The 18009-nt window shown below is 51.3% G+C and carries 18 protein-coding genes; 13 read left to right on the top strand and 5 right to left on the bottom strand.

What is annotated here, in order from left to right:
* Window positions 1–239: 239 nt before the first annotated feature.
* From AC0LWN_RS16335 to AC0LWN_RS16320, 4 genes are all read right to left on the bottom strand, one after another.
* On the bottom strand, window positions 240–551 hold the full coding sequence (locus AC0LWN_RS16335) for a (2Fe-2S) ferredoxin domain-containing protein (RefSeq protein ID WP_474667050.1): 312 nt from the start codon (window positions 549–551) through the stop codon (window positions 240–242).
* A gap of 314 nt (window positions 552–865) precedes the next feature.
* Window positions 866–1861: a class II fructose-bisphosphatase gene (glpX, locus tag AC0LWN_RS16330; RefSeq protein ID WP_474667048.1), complete on the bottom strand. Its 996-nt coding sequence runs from the start codon at window positions 1859–1861 to the stop codon at window positions 866–868.
* Window positions 1862–1920: 59 nt separating this feature from the next.
* A complete protein-coding gene (locus AC0LWN_RS16325) occupies window positions 1921–2733 on the bottom strand; it encodes a pyruvate, water dikinase regulatory protein (RefSeq protein ID WP_458967558.1) in 813 nt (270 codons plus the stop codon).
* A gap of 19 nt (window positions 2734–2752) precedes the next feature.
* Window positions 2753–3397 carry a helix-turn-helix transcriptional regulator gene (locus tag AC0LWN_RS16320; protein ID WP_458967559.1) on the bottom strand — a complete coding sequence of 215 codons (645 nt, stop codon included), beginning with the start codon at window positions 3395–3397 and terminating at the stop codon, window positions 2753–2755.
* A 255-nt stretch (window positions 3398–3652) separates the two neighbouring features.
* Between AC0LWN_RS16320 and AC0LWN_RS16315 the strand changes: the two genes are divergently transcribed.
* Entirely contained in the window at window positions 3653–4063 is a 411-nt protein-coding gene (locus AC0LWN_RS16315) for a hypothetical protein (RefSeq protein ID WP_474667046.1), read from the top strand.
* A gap of 150 nt (window positions 4064–4213) precedes the next feature.
* On the opposite strand, the gene AC0LWN_RS16310 is transcribed toward AC0LWN_RS16315, so the two are convergent.
* Window positions 4214–5173: a DMT family transporter gene (locus AC0LWN_RS16310; protein ID WP_474667044.1), complete on the bottom strand. Its 960-nt coding sequence runs from the start codon at window positions 5171–5173 to the stop codon at window positions 4214–4216.
* Between the two features lie 201 nt (window positions 5174–5374).
* Between AC0LWN_RS16310 and AC0LWN_RS16305 the strand changes: the two genes are divergently transcribed.
* The 12 genes from AC0LWN_RS16305 to AC0LWN_RS16250 all read left to right on the top strand — a co-directional run bounded on the left by AC0LWN_RS16305 (window position 5375) and on the right by AC0LWN_RS16250 (window position 17949).
* Window positions 5375–6787 carry an aminotransferase-like domain-containing protein gene (locus AC0LWN_RS16305; protein ID WP_474667042.1) on the top strand — a complete coding sequence of 471 codons (1413 nt, stop codon included), beginning with the start codon at window positions 5375–5377 and terminating at the stop codon, window positions 6785–6787.
* A gap of 1403 nt (window positions 6788–8190) precedes the next feature.
* Complete coding sequence (locus AC0LWN_RS16300; protein WP_458967562.1) at window positions 8191–9459, top strand: alkaline phosphatase; 1269 nt, start codon at window positions 8191–8193, stop codon at window positions 9457–9459.
* Between the two features lie 217 nt (window positions 9460–9676).
* Window positions 9677–10261: a response regulator transcription factor gene (locus AC0LWN_RS16295; RefSeq protein ID WP_474667040.1), complete on the top strand. Its 585-nt coding sequence runs from the start codon at window positions 9677–9679 to the stop codon at window positions 10259–10261.
* Window positions 10262–10449: 188 nt separating this feature from the next.
* Window positions 10450–11484, top strand: a complete 1035-nt coding sequence (locus AC0LWN_RS16290; RefSeq protein WP_474667038.1) for a radical SAM protein — start codon at window positions 10450–10452, stop codon at window positions 11482–11484.
* A 15-nt stretch (window positions 11485–11499) separates the two neighbouring features.
* Window positions 11500–11790, top strand: a complete 291-nt coding sequence (locus AC0LWN_RS16285) for a PqqD family protein (RefSeq protein WP_474667036.1) — start codon at window positions 11500–11502, stop codon at window positions 11788–11790.
* 27 nt (window positions 11791–11817) lie between these two features.
* A complete protein-coding gene (locus AC0LWN_RS16280; protein ID WP_458967566.1) occupies window positions 11818–11961 on the top strand; it encodes a hypothetical protein in 144 nt (47 codons plus the stop codon).
* Between the two features lie 153 nt (window positions 11962–12114).
* Complete coding sequence (locus AC0LWN_RS16275) at window positions 12115–13374, top strand: M16 family metallopeptidase (protein WP_474667034.1); 1260 nt, start codon at window positions 12115–12117, stop codon at window positions 13372–13374.
* A gap of 9 nt (window positions 13375–13383) precedes the next feature.
* Window positions 13384–14604, top strand: coding sequence for a M16 family metallopeptidase (locus AC0LWN_RS16270; protein WP_474667032.1), 1221 nt, complete (start codon window positions 13384–13386; stop codon window positions 14602–14604).
* Between the two features lie 25 nt (window positions 14605–14629).
* Entirely contained in the window at window positions 14630–15661 is a 1032-nt protein-coding gene (locus tag AC0LWN_RS16265; RefSeq protein ID WP_474667030.1) for a radical SAM/SPASM domain-containing protein, read from the top strand.
* Between the two features lie 20 nt (window positions 15662–15681).
* The gene (locus AC0LWN_RS16260; protein ID WP_474667028.1) at window positions 15682–15999 is read left to right on the top strand and encodes a YciI family protein; all 318 of its coding nucleotides are present in this window, start codon (window positions 15682–15684) and stop codon (window positions 15997–15999) included.
* Window positions 16000–16022: 23 nt separating this feature from the next.
* Window positions 16023–17261, top strand: a complete 1239-nt coding sequence (locus AC0LWN_RS16255) for an MDR family MFS transporter (protein ID WP_474667026.1) — start codon at window positions 16023–16025, stop codon at window positions 17259–17261.
* A 16-nt stretch (window positions 17262–17277) separates the two neighbouring features.
* Window positions 17278–17949, top strand: coding sequence for an MOSC domain-containing protein (locus AC0LWN_RS16250; RefSeq protein ID WP_474667024.1), 672 nt, complete (start codon window positions 17278–17280; stop codon window positions 17947–17949).
* Window positions 17950–18009 lie beyond the last annotated feature (60 nt).

Genomic DNA, 18009 nt, shown 5'->3' with positions numbered 1-18009 from the left:
CATTTACCCCATTATACAATAGAATCTTCAAGGCTGATTAACCCAAACGCTGCCATTCTAATCAAAGGGCGGTTGTAATTTGAGCGGGAAACAGGACCATTATGGCGGGCAGTATACAAAGTCTGCAAAAAGTCCCGGCCCCCAGGCAGAGGATGGGACTTAAAGCAGGAGGAGCGGGCCGGGGAGGGACCTGGCTCAGAATGGTTTTAATGCAGACAGGGTTTTAGGCGGGGAGAAATTTAAGCTTCCATCTTCAGCATAACCAGCTCTTCCACCGGCTCGCCGTTCACCAGATGCTCTTCAACAATCCGCGCCACATCGTCTGTGGTCACATTGTAATACCAGATGCCGTCGGGATACACAATCACAAACGGCCCGTTGCCGCACAGCCCGAGACAGCTTGTTTTATTGAGTTTGACCGTTTTATTGATGCCATGTTCCACGAGCTGTTCCTTGAATTCCTGCATGACATCTTCCACATCCTGATTATTACAGTGCTCGCTGCAGCAGAACAGCAGGTGTTTTTTAAGCACCTTCAAGCGCATATTCATCGCTGTACCTCCTTGTGAGTGTGAATATTGTTTCCACATCTTATGAGGAGTATAGTCCCTTTTGCAGCTTCTGTAATGAGGCTGTGCGCAATGTTCCTAAAGGCTTAACAAATGGAAAAAAACCATGAAATTAGTGTTAGATTACCTGACTTCAATTCGGGATTTTTGATAAAAATGTGTCTTTATTTGATGCCAGATGGGCGGATGGAGGATGGAAAATAAAACAAAGGGCTTCCCGCGTCTTGACGGACGCTGGAAAACCCTTTGCTGGATTTTCTGGCAGTAGCAATATGCGCAGTTTCAGCGGAGCTGGATCAGATCAGAGCGGCATTCTGATGGCTGGCAGCCACTTGCGGGATTTCCTTGCCCGGCAGAAAATGAATGCTGCGGATGTAACGGATGGTACGGCTCTGCGCCCGCATAATGACAGAATGGGTCTCGGCGCGGTCCTTGCCGATGAAACGGACTCCGTTCAGGAATTCGCCGGAGGTTACACCGGTCGCCGCGAAGATGACGTCGCCGGTGCCGACCATATTCTCCATCGACAGCACGCGTGTTGGATTGTCGAGCCCCATCATCAGGCAGCGCTGCAGCTCGAAGGGACCCTCCGGCAGCAGCTTGCCCTGCAGCTCTCCGCCGAGGCATTTCAGCGCGGCGGCAGCGAGCACGCCTTCGGGTGCTCCGCCGGAGCCCATGTAGAGATCGACATCGCTGTCCGGCAGCGCCGCAGCGATAGCCCCGGCCACATCGCCGTGGCCGATCAGCTTGACGCGCACGCCGAGTCCGCGCAGGCTGGCGATCAGCTTCTCATGCCGCTTGCGGTCCAGGACCATCACCGTCAGCTCGGAGAGCGCTTTGCCGGTAATGAGGCTGGCTTTGCGCAGCGTGACCTCAGCCGGGTCTTCGATGCTGAGCCTGCCGGCCAGCTCGGGTCCGCAGGCCAGCTTCTCCATGTAAATATCGGGCGCATGCAGCAGGCTGCCCCGGTCCGCAATAGCGATAACCGACTGCGCATTGTGTAGGCCGCAGGCCACTACCTCTGTGCCTTCCAGCGGATCAACGGCAACATCAACCGAAGGGCCGTTCTGGTTCCCGACACGCTCCCCGATATAGAGCATCGGCGCTTCATCCATCTCGCCTTCGCCGATGACCACAGTCCCGTCAATGGAGACGGAATCAAACATGGAACGGATGGCAGTTGTGGCTGCATCATCCGCAGCATTTTTATCGCCCCGGCCAATCCAGCGGGCGGAGGATAAGGCGCCCAATTCAGTTACCCGTACAATTTCCAGTGCCAATTCGCGTTCCATATGATTTCCCTCCAGTATATTTTCTGTATATTTGGCTTTCGGCCCACAATAATTTAAGCTTACGGGGAATCGGAAATATGCCCCATAATAATGCCTGCTGTTTCTTCAATGGCTTTGTTGGTGATATCAATGACCGGACACCCCAGCTTGGCGAACAGCGCCGCAGCGTATTCCATCTCCTCTGTAATGCGCTCCATACTGGCGTACTGTGAGCCAGCCGGGAGGCCGAGCTGCTTCAACCGTTCGGAGCGGATTGTCAGCATGTACTCGGGTTTCATGGTAAGTCCGATCAGCCGGTTCGGCGGCAGGCTCATGAGCTGCTGGGGTGGGCCGATCTCCGGGACAATCGGATAGTTTACGACCTTTTTGCCCCGGTGGGCCAGGAAAATGCTGAGCGGAGTCTTGGAGGTGCGGGACATGCCCAGCAGCACAATATCCGCCTTCAGCATTGCGCCAAGATCACGGCCGTCGTCACAGGCAACTGTGAATTCAATCGCCTCGATCCGGCGGAAATAGTCTTCGTCGAGCTGGTGCAGCAGCCCGGGCCGCGCCTGCGGCGCATCGTCGAAGGTGTCAATGAAGGCTTGCATCATCGGGCCCATAATATCGACAATCCGCAGGTCGAGGCGCACCGCTTCCTCACGGATCATCTCCCGAAGCTCGGGCTGGACCAGCGTATAAGCGACAAAGCCTTGCAACTGTGCAGTCTCCTCCATCAGCTTCCGCAGTTCGTCTTCATGTCTTACATTGCCGTATCTTCTGATCGTGACACGCTGATTCTGGAATTGGTGGATGACGGCCTGCACGACAGCCTCCGCTGTATCCCCTATAGAATCAGAGCATATCGTAATGAAATGTGAGGATGGCTCCATGCTTTTTGAATTCCTCCCGTTATCCTTTGGCTTCGAGATCGAGGAGAAGTTTGACGATGGAAGTTTTCGTCAGCCGGCCTACCACATCCAGCCGCAGACCTGCTTCTTCCACAGTGCCGGGAATGACCACAGGCAAACTGTCTACCTCATGAAAAATCATTTTTTGCGCGGCATCAAGCACCGTATCTTCGGGAGAAACCGTCACCACCTTGGGCTGGCGGGTCATCACCATGCTCACAGGCATGGACACCGCGCCGGGATTGCCCAGCGTAACCTTCAAAAAATCCTTGCGTGAAGCCACTCCGGTCAGCTTGCCCTCGCTATCGCAGATGATCAACGTACCGACATCCTGCAGGAACAGCGTAACCACGGCATCCTGAATCGTTGTAGTCTCGCGGATGATAATTGGAATGCTCTGAATGTCCTTAACCTTGGTTTCCTGCAGCAGATAGCCGTTGCCAAGGCGTTCTGAGGCTTTTTTGCCGGGAAAATATCCGACCTTGGGTTTGGCGTCAATGTACTCCAGCATAACGAGCACGGACAAGTCCGAGCGGATCGTTGGCTTGCTGAGGTTGAGCTGTTCCGCAATTTGCTCGGCGGTAATCGGCGCTCTTTTTTTCACAATATCAATAATTTGCAGTTGACGGGATGTCAGTTCGATCACAGGTTCCCTCCACTTTCCGAATACATTCAGGCTGCCCTTCTAGAGAAAAGGAGCACCGTGCGCGGATTCCCCCTCTCATTCGTACGTCTTAATAGGATTAACAACCCTTAACTTGCTTATATAATACGCAATAATAATCATTAATGCAACATATAATACGTCATATATATTTATTTGATGAAAAATAGACGGTTTCCTTACTTAGCGAGCAGCCTATGCTCAGGTGAGGATTAGCCGTTACCGGCTTCGGGGGAAATGCTGCGCGCTGCGAATACTGGGGACCTTATTTGCAAAAAGGAGCGCTTCTCCGTTGTTGCGGATATCATAGCCGGGGAAGGCTACGATATCGCCGCGCTCGGGGGCGCAGGCCAAAACAACGGCATAACTGCCGTTGTTGGAGGGGCACGGTTGGGGTGCACGGTAATAACTGCAGAAGCGCCGTTGTTGAAGGGGCCGTGGTTGGTTTTCATGGAAATAACGGCAGAAACGCCGTTGTTAGAGGCAGAGAGGCCAGTTTACTCGAAAATAACTGCAGAATTGCCGTTGTTAAGTGATCTCCAGTTGGCTTGCCCAAAATTAACGGCAGAAACGCTCTTGTTGGAGCCAGAGAGGCCAGTTTACTCGAAAATAACGGCATTTCTGCCGTTGTTAGAGGCAGAGATGTAGTTTACTCGGAAATAACGGCAGAAACGCCGTTGTTAGAGGCAGAGAGGCCAGTTTGCGCAAAAATAACGGCAGAACTGCCGTTTTTATCGCGAGCCAAAGGGTCACTAGCCTTTAGCGCCCCGGTCCCCGCACCAGCCTCAGCCCCCAGTCCTACAAAACCTGCTTCCGTGGAATAGCTGCATCTGCCGCCGGTTGTGCCAGCGGGGTACTCCGCTTCGGTTTGAGCAACAGTTGCTTCAGTGCGCCAGCGTTCACAAGAATGGTCCCGGCAATGATGGTGAAGACGCCAAGCACAGTAATCCAGGTAACAGTCTCCCCGTAGAACAGGAAACCTACACCTACCGCAATCGGCGGAGAGATATAGAGCCAGGTGGACGGAAAGACAGGATTGGTCTTCGCGACCAGCCAGTAAAATAGCGTATGCGCAACCATGGAGCCGACAACCGTCAGGTAGAGCAGGGAGCCGGCTGTTTTGAAGGACAGAAGTACTTCAGGGTGCACCTTTTCTGTGAACAGGGACAGAATGAACAACAACGCTCCCCCGTACATCATCTGTGCCGCGTTCAGGGCGACAGGCGACTCGCTGGAGAATGTGCTGGTTACTTTTTTGGAGTAGATCGCTCCCACCGAGTAGCCGCATTCACCAATCAGGATGACAGTGCAGCCGATAACCCACAGAGGGGAGACATCCACTGCAAGGCCCGGCAGAACCAGCAGCAATACGCCAGTGAAGCCGATGATGCAGCCGATCAGCGAGTAGGCGGGAGCTTTTTGCCGGAGAAAAGCGGTCTGCATCAGCAGAATCATCATCGGACCGGTAGCCGACAGCACGGCTGCGAACCCCGAGGAGACATATTGCTCGGACCAATACAGCGCGGAGAACGTCCCGAAGGTCAGCGTGGCGCCGGTGAGGAGCATTTCTTTGCGCAGGAGCAGGGCGAAACTGGCTTTGCCTCTAATGACCATGAAGAGGAAGAGGACGGCACCCGCAATGAAAAAACGCAACCCCGCCGAGAAGAATGGAGGTGCACCGGCGTCCACGCCGATTTTGATAGCCAGGAAGGTGGTGCCAAAAATAAGACAGACGAGCGAGTAAGCGAGCATAATCATGTTCTGTTCCCCTTTGTAATGGTAGTGTGGCAGTCGTTGAAGTATTTTGTTAATCATATAGGGTTGGGAACAGAACAGATTCTAGGTAACAGAACAGTTGAAATACAATATGGTGTACAATAGGTCCATGAAGAAGCTGATGAAGACGGAACTTGGATATGGCTGCTAGGAGCAGTCATTGTGGAAGGGAGCGGCAGACTTATGAAAAAAGCGGCAGGTGCAGAACAGATTCATCCCTTGTTTCGCCAGGTGTACCAGTACATACAGAACCGGATCGAGCGCGGAGAATGGAAACTCCATGACAAACTGCCGTCGATCCGGCTGCTGGCTGAGGAACTGAAGGTCCATAGGCTTACGGTTTTCAAGGCTTACCGGGCGCTGACCGAAGATGGCAAGGTGTATGTAAAAGACAAATCCGGCTATTATGTGGCCCAAGGCAGCAGTGCGGCGGACAAGATGGCAGAGGGAGCGAATGTAGCCTCATACGTGCTGGCGAATCCAATGTCCGATATTCAGCGGATGCCCGTAAGCTATCAGTTCTCGCAGGCGCTGATTGATCCGGGTCTGCTGCCCAACCTGTTCCTGTCCGAGTATGTAAAAAAAGTATTTGACCTCTACCCGAAGGTGATGGGAACCTATTCCTCCGTGCAGGGTGATGAAGAGCTTCGGGAGACACTTAGCATCCATTTTCAGAAGCAGCACCGGCTGCAGCTATCGCCGCGCGAGCTGCTGATTACCTCGGGTGGTCAGCAGGCGATCAATTTGATCGCGGGCGTTGTGCTCGGTCCGATGGATGCTGTGCTGGTGGAGCGGCCGACGTACAGCGTGGCTATGGATATCTTTCGGCGCCTTGGGGCGCGGCTGGTGCCGGTGGAGATCACCCCGCAGGGCTATGATCTGCAGCAGGTCGAGGAGCTGATGCGCAGGCACCGGCCGAGGATGTTCTACATGAATCCGACGCACCATAATCCGACCGGCTACACGGTTCCGGCACAGCAGCGCAAGCTTCTGGTCGAATTGGCGGAGCGCTACCGCTGCCTGCTGGTGGAGGATGATCCGTTCCGCGATATGTATTTTGAGGAGGAGCCGCCGCCGCCTTTTTTTGCCTATGATACGGAGGGCTGGGTGATCTATATCGGCAGCTTCAGCAAATACGTCGCTCCGGGCCTGAGGATCTGCGCAGTCGGCTGCCGCTATCCGTTCATGGAGCGGCTGATTACCGCCAAATCGCTGGCGGACAACGGCACGCCGATTCTGAATCAGAAAATCTTCCTGCACTATTACACCACGCCGCGCCTGCAGCAGCATCTCGGCAAGCTGCGGATCGCGCTCCAGGTGCATAAGGAGATCGTGGAGGAAGAGCTGGCTGCCACCGGCTGGGAATGGACGCCGCCGCAAGGCGGGCTGAACCTGTGGGTGAAGCTGCCGGAGCATATTTCCGCGGCCGCGCTGCTTGCCCGCTGTATGGAGGAGTCCATTTCCTTTGTCCCGGGGGAAATTCTCGATCCGCTGGGGGAAATGAAGTCCTGGCTGCGCCTCAGCTACTCCTTCGCCAGCGAAGGCGTGCTGCGCGAAGGGGTGCGCCGTCTTGCGGCACTTGCGCGGGAGTTTTGACAGGCGGAAGGGTTGTGCTTCGCAAGCGTGGGAGGAGCGTAAAGGGTGCTAAGCGCCTAAGCCGCCAAGTCGCCCAAGCCGCTAAGTTGCCCAAGTCCCCAAGTCCCCCCAAGCCCCCCCAAGCCCCCCAAGCCCCCAAGCCCCCCAAACCCCCCAAACCCCCCAAACCCCCCAATATTCTTTCAGCTCCAATTCTACTGCACTTTGTACAGTAGAATCAGGCAAAATAGGTGCTGAAAGCGATTCTACTGCACTTTATACAGCAGAATTCCGGAAAACAGCCATTTTGTGAGGGTTGCTCGAAAATCTATTGCACAATATACATCAGAAGCTATATTCACAACTTGTGATGATCAATCTAATGTATCAAATACAATAGAATTAGTAATACAGACTGAATCAGCAGCTCTCTCAGCAGCTTAACTGTACTTCGTACAACTATATTGCTCAATTCTGCACCCAACAGGGTTTTAATTGTATTCTGTGCAACTAGAATCTCCTAAACTCAGGTGTATGGCGATATTTCGGCGTATTAGCTGTACGAACTGCAATTAAAAGTAATATTAGTCTTCAAATGCTGATTTTAAGTGTACAGAGTGCAATTAAGCAGCTCTCTCAGAAGCTTAAGTGTACTTTGTACAACTATTTTGCTCAATTCTGCACCCAACAGAGTTTTAATTGTATTCTGTGCAACTAGAATCTCCCAAAATCGGGCGTATGGCGATATTTCGGTGCATTAGCTGTACGAACTGCAATTAAAAGTAATATTAGTCTTCAAATGCTGATTTTAAGTGTACAGAGTGCAATTAAGCAGCTCCCTCAGCAGCTTAACTGTACTTCGTACAACTATATTGCTCAATTCTGCGCCCAACAGGGTTTTAATTGTATTCTGTGCAACTAGAATCTCCTAAACTCAGGAGTATGGCGATATTTCGGTGCATTAGCTGTACGAACTGCAATTAAAAGTAATATTAGTCTTCAAATGCTCATTTTAAGTGTACAGAGTGCAATTAAGCAGCGGGGGGAGCAGAGGGAGTGAGGTGAGTCGTCAGATTTTTCACAATACATATTTACTGGGTGTCTCCTAGCTCATTCGCATACCAGCCCGCACCGTCTGCAGCCTCCCCACATCCCAACCCACTCCAGCCTTGGCCCCTCCGCTCCCCAACCCGCCTCCGTTCCCGAACAACCGGAATCCCCATCCACCGATGTACATCGCTCCCCTAAAACTCAAAGTTCCCACGGGCCAAATGCGCCGCATCTACAAAAGTAAGATTTTGCATTCATTTTACAAACATTGCATATATCGCACTCTGTTTAACATTAGATAGATTTCCAGAAAATATCCCCCTAATATTTCTACTCTAGTATGAGGTAGTAAAACAAACTTAAGGAGGGTATATATGAGTTCTCAGAAAAAGAATAGATTCAAGACTGCGTTAACCGTAACTGCAGCAGGTGCGCTTTTGGCTACAGGTGTAGTGAGTACACAGCCTGCAAAACAGGCAGAAGCAGCGACCTCACAGACGAAGAATGTTGTTCTCTTTGTCGGCGATGGCATGGGGACAGCGGCACGCAATGCGATTCGGCTGGCAACTGTAGGCGAAAAAGGCACATTGGCTATGGACGATATGCCTTACGCGGGTCTGATTCATACGAGCTCTACAGTACCTGTTACAGATTCGGCTGCATCAGCCACGGCATATGCCAGTGGGGTGAAAACATATAACGGCGCAATCGGCATGGATGCCGACAAAAAATCGGTAGCCACCATTGCGGAATACGCCAAAAATGCCGGCAAATCCACAGGCGTGGTAACGACCAGCCAGATTACGGATGCTACAGGTGCCGCTTTTGGCGCACACGTGGAAGACCGCTCGAAGCAAAGCGACATCGCGCTGCAGCTTTTGACGAAGAGCAAAGTGGATGTTCTGCTCGGTGGCGGCGAGGATTTCTGGTATCCGGCCGGAGAAGCAGGCAAGTTCCCGGACGCACCGGCTGAAGATCCTTCGGAGAAGAGCAAGGGAACACAGGGCAATCTGGTTGAAAAAGCAAAATCGCTTGGATACAACTACGTATCGACCAAGGACGGTCTGAAGCAGGCCAAGAACGGCAAGCTGCTCGGGCTGTTCGCCAACGAGGAAATGTTCCAGCAGAATGAAGAAGGCAAAGGGGATATCTACAACCCTGTTGTTTCCCTCGCAGAGATGACCCAGAAGGCGATTGACACGCTGTCAACGAACAAAAAGGGCTTTTTCCTGATGGTAGAGGAAGAAGGCACGGATGAATTTGCCCACAAAAACAATGCCAAAATGACGATCAAATCCGGCCAGGAGCTGGATAAAGCAGTTCAGGTCGCCAAAAATTTCGCCAAAAAGAACCCGGACACCCTGGTTCTGGTGCTTGCCGACCATGAAACAGGCGGACTCTCCATTGAACCGGTAGACGCTGAGGATGAATCGGGAGATGGCATCTCCAAAGAGGACGGTCCTTTTGCGATTGCCAATTCCAAAGCTAACTTTGTCGTGGATTGGACAACCTCCGGCCACACTGCAGTTGACATTCCGGTTACCGCTATGGGCAAAAACGCCCAGCTCTTCACTGGAGTGTTTGAAAACACAGCCGTGTTCGACAAACTTATGCAGGCATATGGCTTCAAAGTGAAAAAATAATAGGGCAGTTGAGAGGAGTAATGTCCTCTCTTGCCTATGGGGCTGGCCGGATTCATGGCCGGCCCTTTCTTTTTAATTACATAACCCTACCAGAATTGACAGGCTGGCAAGCAATGCTATAATCAAATAAATAGAAAATTATTCAATTAATTTTTCTTTATGGGATCTGCATCCAGACGGACTCGCTAACCATTTTTTGGAGATTGGGGGTAATGGGATGGGTGAGCTCAAAGCGCCTTTCATCACCGATGTAGAGGATATGAGCTGGATCAAGCGTACTTCTGACTGCTATTTTATCATTGATGAGACGGGTCATATCTTACAATGGAGCTCGGAGATTGGTACGCTGCTTGGTATTTCGGCCGCACAAGCGGTTGGTGAGACTTGCCGTTCCCTCGATCTATTCAGTGATTGTACCGGGAACAGCCTCTGCAAAACCTGCCAGGTTCTGAGTGCTGCACAGCATATGAAGAATTGCAATGGATCACGCAGAGTATATGTTCAACGTGGTTCGGTAAGGTTTCCTTTACTGAAAAGCATCCGGGCCAGCAGCTACGATAAGCGGTTGATCTGGGTAACTCTCGAACAGGCCGCAGTTTTTTCCCTGACCGATAAGCTGACCTCACAAGAAAATAGAGTGCTGGACTTATTATCCAGAGGACAGACGGCGCAGCAGATTGCTATGGATCTGCACATTTCTTACACTACGGTGCGAACCCATATCCGTAATCTGTTGAGCAAGCTTGGAGTACACACTCAGAAGGAAGCAGTGTCGCTCTTTTTTGCTGAGCTGCTTAAATAATATTTAATAGGCAATAGAAAAGGATCATCTCCCGGTAGCTGACTGAGGGGATGATCCTTTTTACGACTTAATATCCTAATTTTTTTCAAAAATACCTCAATTGTACGATTCTCCCACTCCTAGTATATGTTAATTTTGTATCACATATTGAAAGCCGGGAGCAAGCGGTCCCGGTGAGGGAGGAAAATATGAGTAATATAGCAGCGATACAGGATCAGTTCAAAGCTCCGTTCTACCTGGTGTGGGAGATTACCCTGTTGTGCAACGCCACCTGTGTGCATTGCTATTCAGGCGCAGGCCGCCGGCACCCGGACGAACTAGACACAGCGGAGGCTCTTTCCGTAGTGGATCAATTAGCTGAAGCCGGAGTCCTTCTGCTTGGACTCTCCGGGGGAGAAGCTCTGCTTAGGCCCGATTGGATGGACATAGCCTCCCGTGCTTCGTCACAGGGAATGATGGTTTCGATCGGCACCAATGGAGCTGTGATTGATGATGAGATGTGCCGCAAGATCATCGAGGCGGGAGTATCCGGGATTTGTGTCAGTATTGATGGAGCAACGGCGGAAGTGCATGAGCAGGTGCGTGGTGTCAAAGGGCTGTTTGACAAAGCTGTTAGAGCCATAGAGACATTGGTGAAGCACGGAATTAATGTAACCGTCGGGTATACGCCGACCCGGCTTAATTTCAAGGATGGCCGCAAGGTTGTAGAATTGGCCGCGAGACTCGGTGCAAATGGGGTAAATCTTTCCGAATTTATTCCCACAGGACGAGGGGATCAGGCATTGGCGCTTACGCCGAATGAACTTCGCGATGTAATAGTGGAATGGATCTCCATGCAGCAGGAATACGCCGGAAAGCTGAAGATATATTGGCATGACTGCCGTGTTGCGTTGATGCTGCCGCCAGAGCAGGCAGCGCAATATATCGGCTGCGGTGCTGGTTATGTTACCGCCCGTATCACGGTTAACGGCGATGTCACCCCTTGCGTGACTTTACCGCTCACAGCAGGCAATTTGCGTGAGATGAGCTTCCAGGAAATATGGAGCCACTCGCCGGTTCTGGCGAATATCCGGGACAGAACAACAAGAAACGAAGGGAATTGCGGCACCTGTGAGCATAAGTTCATCTGCGGAGGATGCCGCTCGGCGGCACTGGCCTATCATAACGATGCTTCAATGGGTGACCCTTATTGCTGGGTAGTTCCTGAAGCAGTTCAAGTGTAGAAGGAGAGGGATTAGATGATGCCAAATTTAACTTCGGATACGGTGCTGGCACTCGCAGCAGGTATTGTTACCCGCAAAGAGGAAAACCGCAAGTACGTGGTGTACAACCCGGCTACGGACGAGCTCCATGTGTTGTCCCGTCTGGCCTATACCATACTGAAGCTGTGTGAGCATCCCGCCCGGGTTGCCGAAATTACAGGGCTTGTTGAGGGATCCATTCCAGCCTTCCAGTGTGAAGAGGGACGCGGGGAAGTGGACGGATTACTTCAGAAACTGCTGAAACGGGGCTTATTGAAGGTAGCTTGATCAGTTCTATGGAGAGGAGGTGAGGAAATGGAAGCAACCAGAGAAATGCTGTGGGACATCGCCCGTGATAACATGGCGGAGATGGAAGACGCTGATTTGCTGGCAGCCATTCAAGAACTGGATATCGTAGATTTAGGGGAATTATCTGTTATTGCCTGGAGAGTAATTTAGTTAGAAAGGAGCCTCGGGCGCTGCCGGAGGTTCTTTTTAAAAATATAAGAAAGTATAAGTTTCACGCTATACTTTATCCTTATATTTCTCGCTGAAACGGATGCCGTTCTTTTAAGGACGGCGTAGCCGTTTCTACTTGAAAGGAGGCAGCCAATGGATCAGAGCAGAGCATCCTGCCGAAGGTTAAGCAGTGGACTGAACATTATTCATCTTCCATTAGCAGGGATGAACACAGTATCGCTGGGTCTGCTTGCGGGTGCGGGTGCAAGGCTTGAAGCGGAGGATGAAATAGGCAGCTCGCGGATTCTCGAACATTGGATATGGCGAAGAGAGCAGAAGGAAAAGGATCGCGCTGAAATTTTGGCAGATTACGGGGCTAATGTGAAAACCTCTTCTAATATAGAATGGACACGCCACTGGACTACAGTGCTTTGTGATCAATTTGAGCCGGTCTTCAGACTGTTTATGCAGGATATTCTGGAGTTTGAACCCAGCCCTGGGACCTTTGCGGCCAGCAAGGAGTATGCAGCAGTTCTTTCAAGCAAACGCCGGAAGGAACCGAATGCGTATGTAATGGATGTATTGCGTGAGCGAATGTCCGGGGGCAAGACCATCGGCCGGTCAGCTGTAGGCCCTGTTGAAGATATAGTGAAGCTGGATTTCCCCAAGGTGAAGAGCGTCTATGAACGGCTGTACGTTCCGAATAATTGTGTGCTTGCTGTCGTTGGAGGCATTTCAGAGGACAGACTGGAAAAGCTGCTGGATGCGTTCGAAGAAGCCGTTACCGTACAGGACTCCCTGAGTATTCCCCGGGAAGAACCTCCTTATTGGCAATCCTGCGCGTATTCCATAGAACAGGAAGGCAGACTCGTTCATCTGGGGGCGGCGCTACCCTGTGTATCGTGCAGACATCCTGATTTTTTCGCATTTGCTGTGTTGTCGCAAGCCTTGGGCGGAGGAGACGGCTCCAGACTTTTTGAAAGCATCCGGCAGCGAAAAGGGCTGGCCTATCAAGTGCGCAGCAGTCTAATGTCCTTCCGGGACACGGGACTCATGACCTTTTATCTGGCCACCGGACCGAATTCCGTATCCTGGGCGGCATCTGCCATCGTTCAGGAAGTGGAGCAAATCAGGAACAACGGTATAAGCGGGGAGGAGGTCAAGGCCGCCCAGAACCAGCTTTTAAACCAGATGGTATTAAGATCGGAGAGCACAGCTTCCAGGATGAACACGCTATTGACCGCTGCATGGTATCCGGGATACCCCGGGACATTAACCGCCATGAAGGAAGCTATAAGCTCGGTTACCCCAGACGCTATTCAGGCCGCTTTACAGAACGCCGCCCCGGCTGCAGACATAGGTGTGGTGACGCTTGGTCCGGTATCCGCTTCAGCGCTAGTAATGAATCATTAGGGGGACGTTATGGCCTATTCGCAGTGGAAGTATCCAAATGGTCTGAACGTAATCACGGAGGATATGCCTTCAATGGCAAGTGTGACGGCCGGATTTTTTGTACTGAGCGGGGCAAGGCATGAGGCTGAGGAACAGACAGGGACAGCACATGCGCTGGAGCATTTGCTGTTTCGGGGATCGCTGCTTTATCCGAAGGGAGCCATGAGTCCGGAATTTACTCAAATGTCAGGGACGATGAATGCCTTTACCACGTGGGAATATACCTGCTTCTATAGCCGTTCCACACCTGAGGAATTGCCGGGAATCTTTTTTCCGTTGATGGATATGATTCGTCAGCCGCTTTTGCGGGAAGAGGATTTTGGCCTGGAACAGAATATTATCCGCAAGGAATTATCAAGACAATTAGAGGAACCGAGGAGCAGAATTACTCATGCGCTTCATCAAACCGTGTATCCCGGGCGCTTGGGCAAGCTGTTGATCGGCCAGGATGAGGATATTCTCAAACTTAGCTCTCTGGAGCTTCGACAATTTCATCGGCAGCATTATATCCCTTCCAATATTCTGCTGGTGATTGCCGGCAGCCTGGAAAAGTGTAGCGGACTAGAATCCTGCCTGCAAGCGTTACAGGATTGGGAGGAGCCGAATCTTCCGGCCGAGCTGGAACAGACTCAAATGACACAACCTGCGGTTGTGAATCTCTCGCGGGCGCGTGCGGAACTAGGTTACTCGGTATGGGCCTGGAGTCTCCCGCCGCTTGAAGATAAAGAGCATTATGCAGTCCATTTGCTGTGTACCCTGCTGGGTGACGATAATTACATCGGCTCAAGGCTCTATAATGTGATCGTCGCCCCTGGAATCGCCCAGCAGCTCACCTGTGTCTACTCCGTATTGGGAGGCAAGGGGCTGTTCAAAATCTACGGGCTGGCAAAGACTGCCGAGCTGGAAGGGATCAAGGAAAAGCTGCTGGCCGAGCTGCGCCAGATGGAGAATGGAAGTATCACACCACGCGAATTCAACCGTGCCAAGCAAAAAGTAAAAACACAAATGGCCCTGGATGCCTCCGTCTCCCACAGCCGTTCGGTCTCGATTGCCCAGGCTTGGATGCGCCACAGACGTATGGTTCCTCTGGAGGAGCTTCTGGCATTCATCGACCGGATAAGTGTGGATGACGTTCGAAATATAATTGCGTTGTATTTTAGCAACCGGGAATGCTTTGAAATATACGGATAATTACATGAAACGGAGCTGGTCAAAAATGGTGGAGGAATGGTTCCGCTATCCTGTGCATATGGTCTGGTCGGTTACTAATCTGTGTAATGCCCACTGCATTCATTGCTCGTCAAGCTCTGGAACTTGTCTTCCGGGCGAACTGGATACGGCACGGGCCTTGCACCTGATAGAAGAACTGGCGGATATAGGATGTATTGATTTGGCCTTATCGGGCGGGGAACCGCTGCTTCGGCCGGATATCGAAAGCATCCTTAAACTCGCTGTTCATCATCATATGCAGGTGGGTCTGGGAACCAATGGCTGGCATCTGGATCTGAAAAGAGCGAAGGAATTGAGAGCACTAGGACTTCAGCGTATTCAGATCAGCCTCGATGGCATAGGCCAGACGCATGATGATGTGCGCGGGCTGAAGGGGCTGTTCAACCGGGTGGAGCGGGCCATTGATGCTTCGCTTGAGTCAGGGCTCCAGACGCATCTCTGTTTTACTCCCCACAAGGAGAATGTGCATCACACCGAGCAGGTCATTGAATTTGCCCTATCCAAAGGTGTACATCTATTCAATCTTTCCCAGTTTGTTCCCGTAGGCCGGGGAAGTCAGAGCATGGATCTGCCTCCTGATCAGTGGAAGTCTTTGGCTGAGCTATGGGTGAACAAAAGAGAGCAGCTTAAAGGGCGCATGAAGTTCAGCAGCCACTTGGCGCAAATGGCTTTGGTCGATCCGGATTTGGCTTGCCAAGAGGGGTTTCGCGGCTGTCAGGCTGGTATGGCGCAAGGCTATATCTCTGCAGATGGCTTCGTTACTCCATGTGTTATGCTTCCGGTCCATTTGGGCAATGTAAAGGAACGTCCTTTGAAGGAGATTTGGGACAACTCTCCTGTCATCCAGCAATTGCGTGACCGGAGCAACCTGGGCGGAAACTGCGGAAGCTGCGGGATTCGGGAAAAATGCGGCGGCTGCCGCGGAGTGGCTTATGGCCTGTATAACGACTATCTGGCTGATGATACGCACTGCTGGCTGCATTCTGCACCAGTATCTGCTGACCGGATCACAGTCTAATAAAAAAGGGGATATTACAAATGAGCTATATTACTAGAGATGAAGATATTCGTTATGTTATTCTGCTCAGTCATGTAACCAGTGAAAAAATGAGTCTTGAGCTCATTCGCGCCCATGTGAACCATTTGCGGGAGCTTGACCGGGAGGGGAAATTGGTGATGTGCGGGCCGTTTATGGATTATGCCGGCGGTATGGTCATTATACGCGCAGCCTCCAAAGAAGAAGCTGTGCAGATTGCAGAACGTGATCCTTATGTTTTGTCAGGCAAAGAGAACTATGAATTGCGTACCTGGGAGTTGTCCCACGAGAATAACGGGCATATGGGCATCGTTGAATAGAACAAGGAGGGGATGATTCTTCCATGCGGCTTACTTTTTCTTATTTTAGACGACATGACCCCATTCTATGGATTCGAGTGTTTGGAACCGGATTGTGTGCGCTGACTACATTTATGATCCGGCCTTTTCTTATTTTCTATATCTCGGATAAGCTTGGCGGAACTGTGCTGATGCCTCTGCTGGTTGTAGGTCTTCAGCCGCTGGCGGGAATTATGCTGAGCTTCTGGGGAGGAGGGCTGGCTGACCGTTACGGGCGCAAGCCGGTTATGCTTGTATCGCTTGCGATTCAGGCCTTGTCCATGCTTGGTTTCATATTTGCCGATACGCTGTGGATGCTTATTCTGATTTCTGTGCTTGGAGGCATGGGCATGCCGATGTTTTTGCCTGCAGCCAATGCCCAGATTTCTGATATTGTTCCTGAGGAGAAACGCGCGGAGGCCTTCGCCCTTATTCATGGTGCAGTCAATGTTGGCGGTGCGCTGGGGCCTTTACTGGGCTTGGCCGTGTATTTATTGAATCAGAATGTTATCTTTATCATTTGCTCGGCATCCTTTGTTCTGTTCGCTCTGCTCATTTGGTGGAAGGTGCCGGAGACACGCCCGAAGGATACCTTGCTGGCGGATAAGCCTGCAGCCCATTCTGCCAGACTTCCATACCGGGGGCACAGATTGTTGTACCTGTTGACCTTGCTCGCGATTCCTGTGGGGCTATTGTATTCCCAGGTGGAAACCACCCTTCCTTTACATTTGAAAACAAACTTTTCTAATGCGTCCTCCGTCTTTGCCGGGCTGATGACGATTAACTCTGTTGTTGTTATCCTGCTGATGGTCTGGCTTCCTAAGAAGACGGAGAACAAATCGCCGCAGTCCATGATATTGATCAGCTATGTGCTGTTTGCCATCGTAAGTCTGGGTTATGGATTTGCGACATCTTTCCTCGTATTGGTGGTCACGGAGCTAATCTTCACCGTAGGCGAAATTATTGGCATCATCCATTTGCAAAAGTATGTTTCTATCGCCGCTCCCGCAGGCATGAGAGGAAGATACAACTCTATTTTTGGCCTATACATGCAGATTCCCAAAATTCTCGGCCCCATTTGTTTCGGAGTGATCTTTGAACAGTTCGGCGGGAGCACGATGTTTTCGCTAATCGCTGGTTTGCTGGTTCTCTGTGGCGTGGCTATCTATCAGCTTATCCGTAATGCACAGAATCAGAAAGTCGCGTTGGCGCAAAAGGAGCTGCAGACGGATACAGCGGTGTAAGGAGAGTGGAATGGGAATGCGGATCTGTTCTGTGAACATCGGAAAATCCGAGTGGATTGAATTTGAAGGGAAACGTGTATTGTCTGCGATAACGAAAAAGCCAACCAAAGACTTTGTGTTCTTATCTGCTCTGGGTCTGCAAGGAGACGAACAGGCGAACCAAGTCAGGCACGGCGGACCGGACAAAGCGCTTTGCGTTTATCCGGAAGAATATTACGAGGACTGGGAGCAGGAGTTATGCCGGGAGCTTCCCTTGGGTTCCTTCGGAGAAAATCTTACAGTACAAGGGATGAGGGAATCGGAAATACATATCGGTGATATTTTCATGTGGGGGGAGGCATTGATTGAGGTTACCCAGCCCCGCCCCCCATGTCATAAGCTGGCTAAAAAATTTGCCAGTCCTGAACTGCCGCTCCTTTTCCAAAATTCAGGAAGAACCGGTTTTCTCATGCGTGTGCTAGAGGAAGGGTGGGTTAGCATTGAGAGTCCATTCGTTCGCTCCAAACCCCATCCCGCACAAATCTCGATTGCAATGGTCAATGATGCTATGTATAAGGATATACGGAATAAAGAGCTGCTCACGGCTATTTTACAGGTGGAGGCCTTGTCGCCAAGCGTTAGAACCACTTTCAGGTTAAGGCTGGCAGGGCATTATGAGGACTCTGCGAACAGACTGCAGGGGATGTGATATTGAGGAAATGCTTTGACCCGGGCAAATGAAAAACTCCTTCACAGTAAGAGCTGCGAA

Source organism: Paenibacillus sp. sgz302115, from assembly GCF_056120445.1.
The sequence above is the reverse complement of the archived record's forward strand: the minus strand, read 5'-3'. Positions and strand labels throughout refer to the sequence as shown.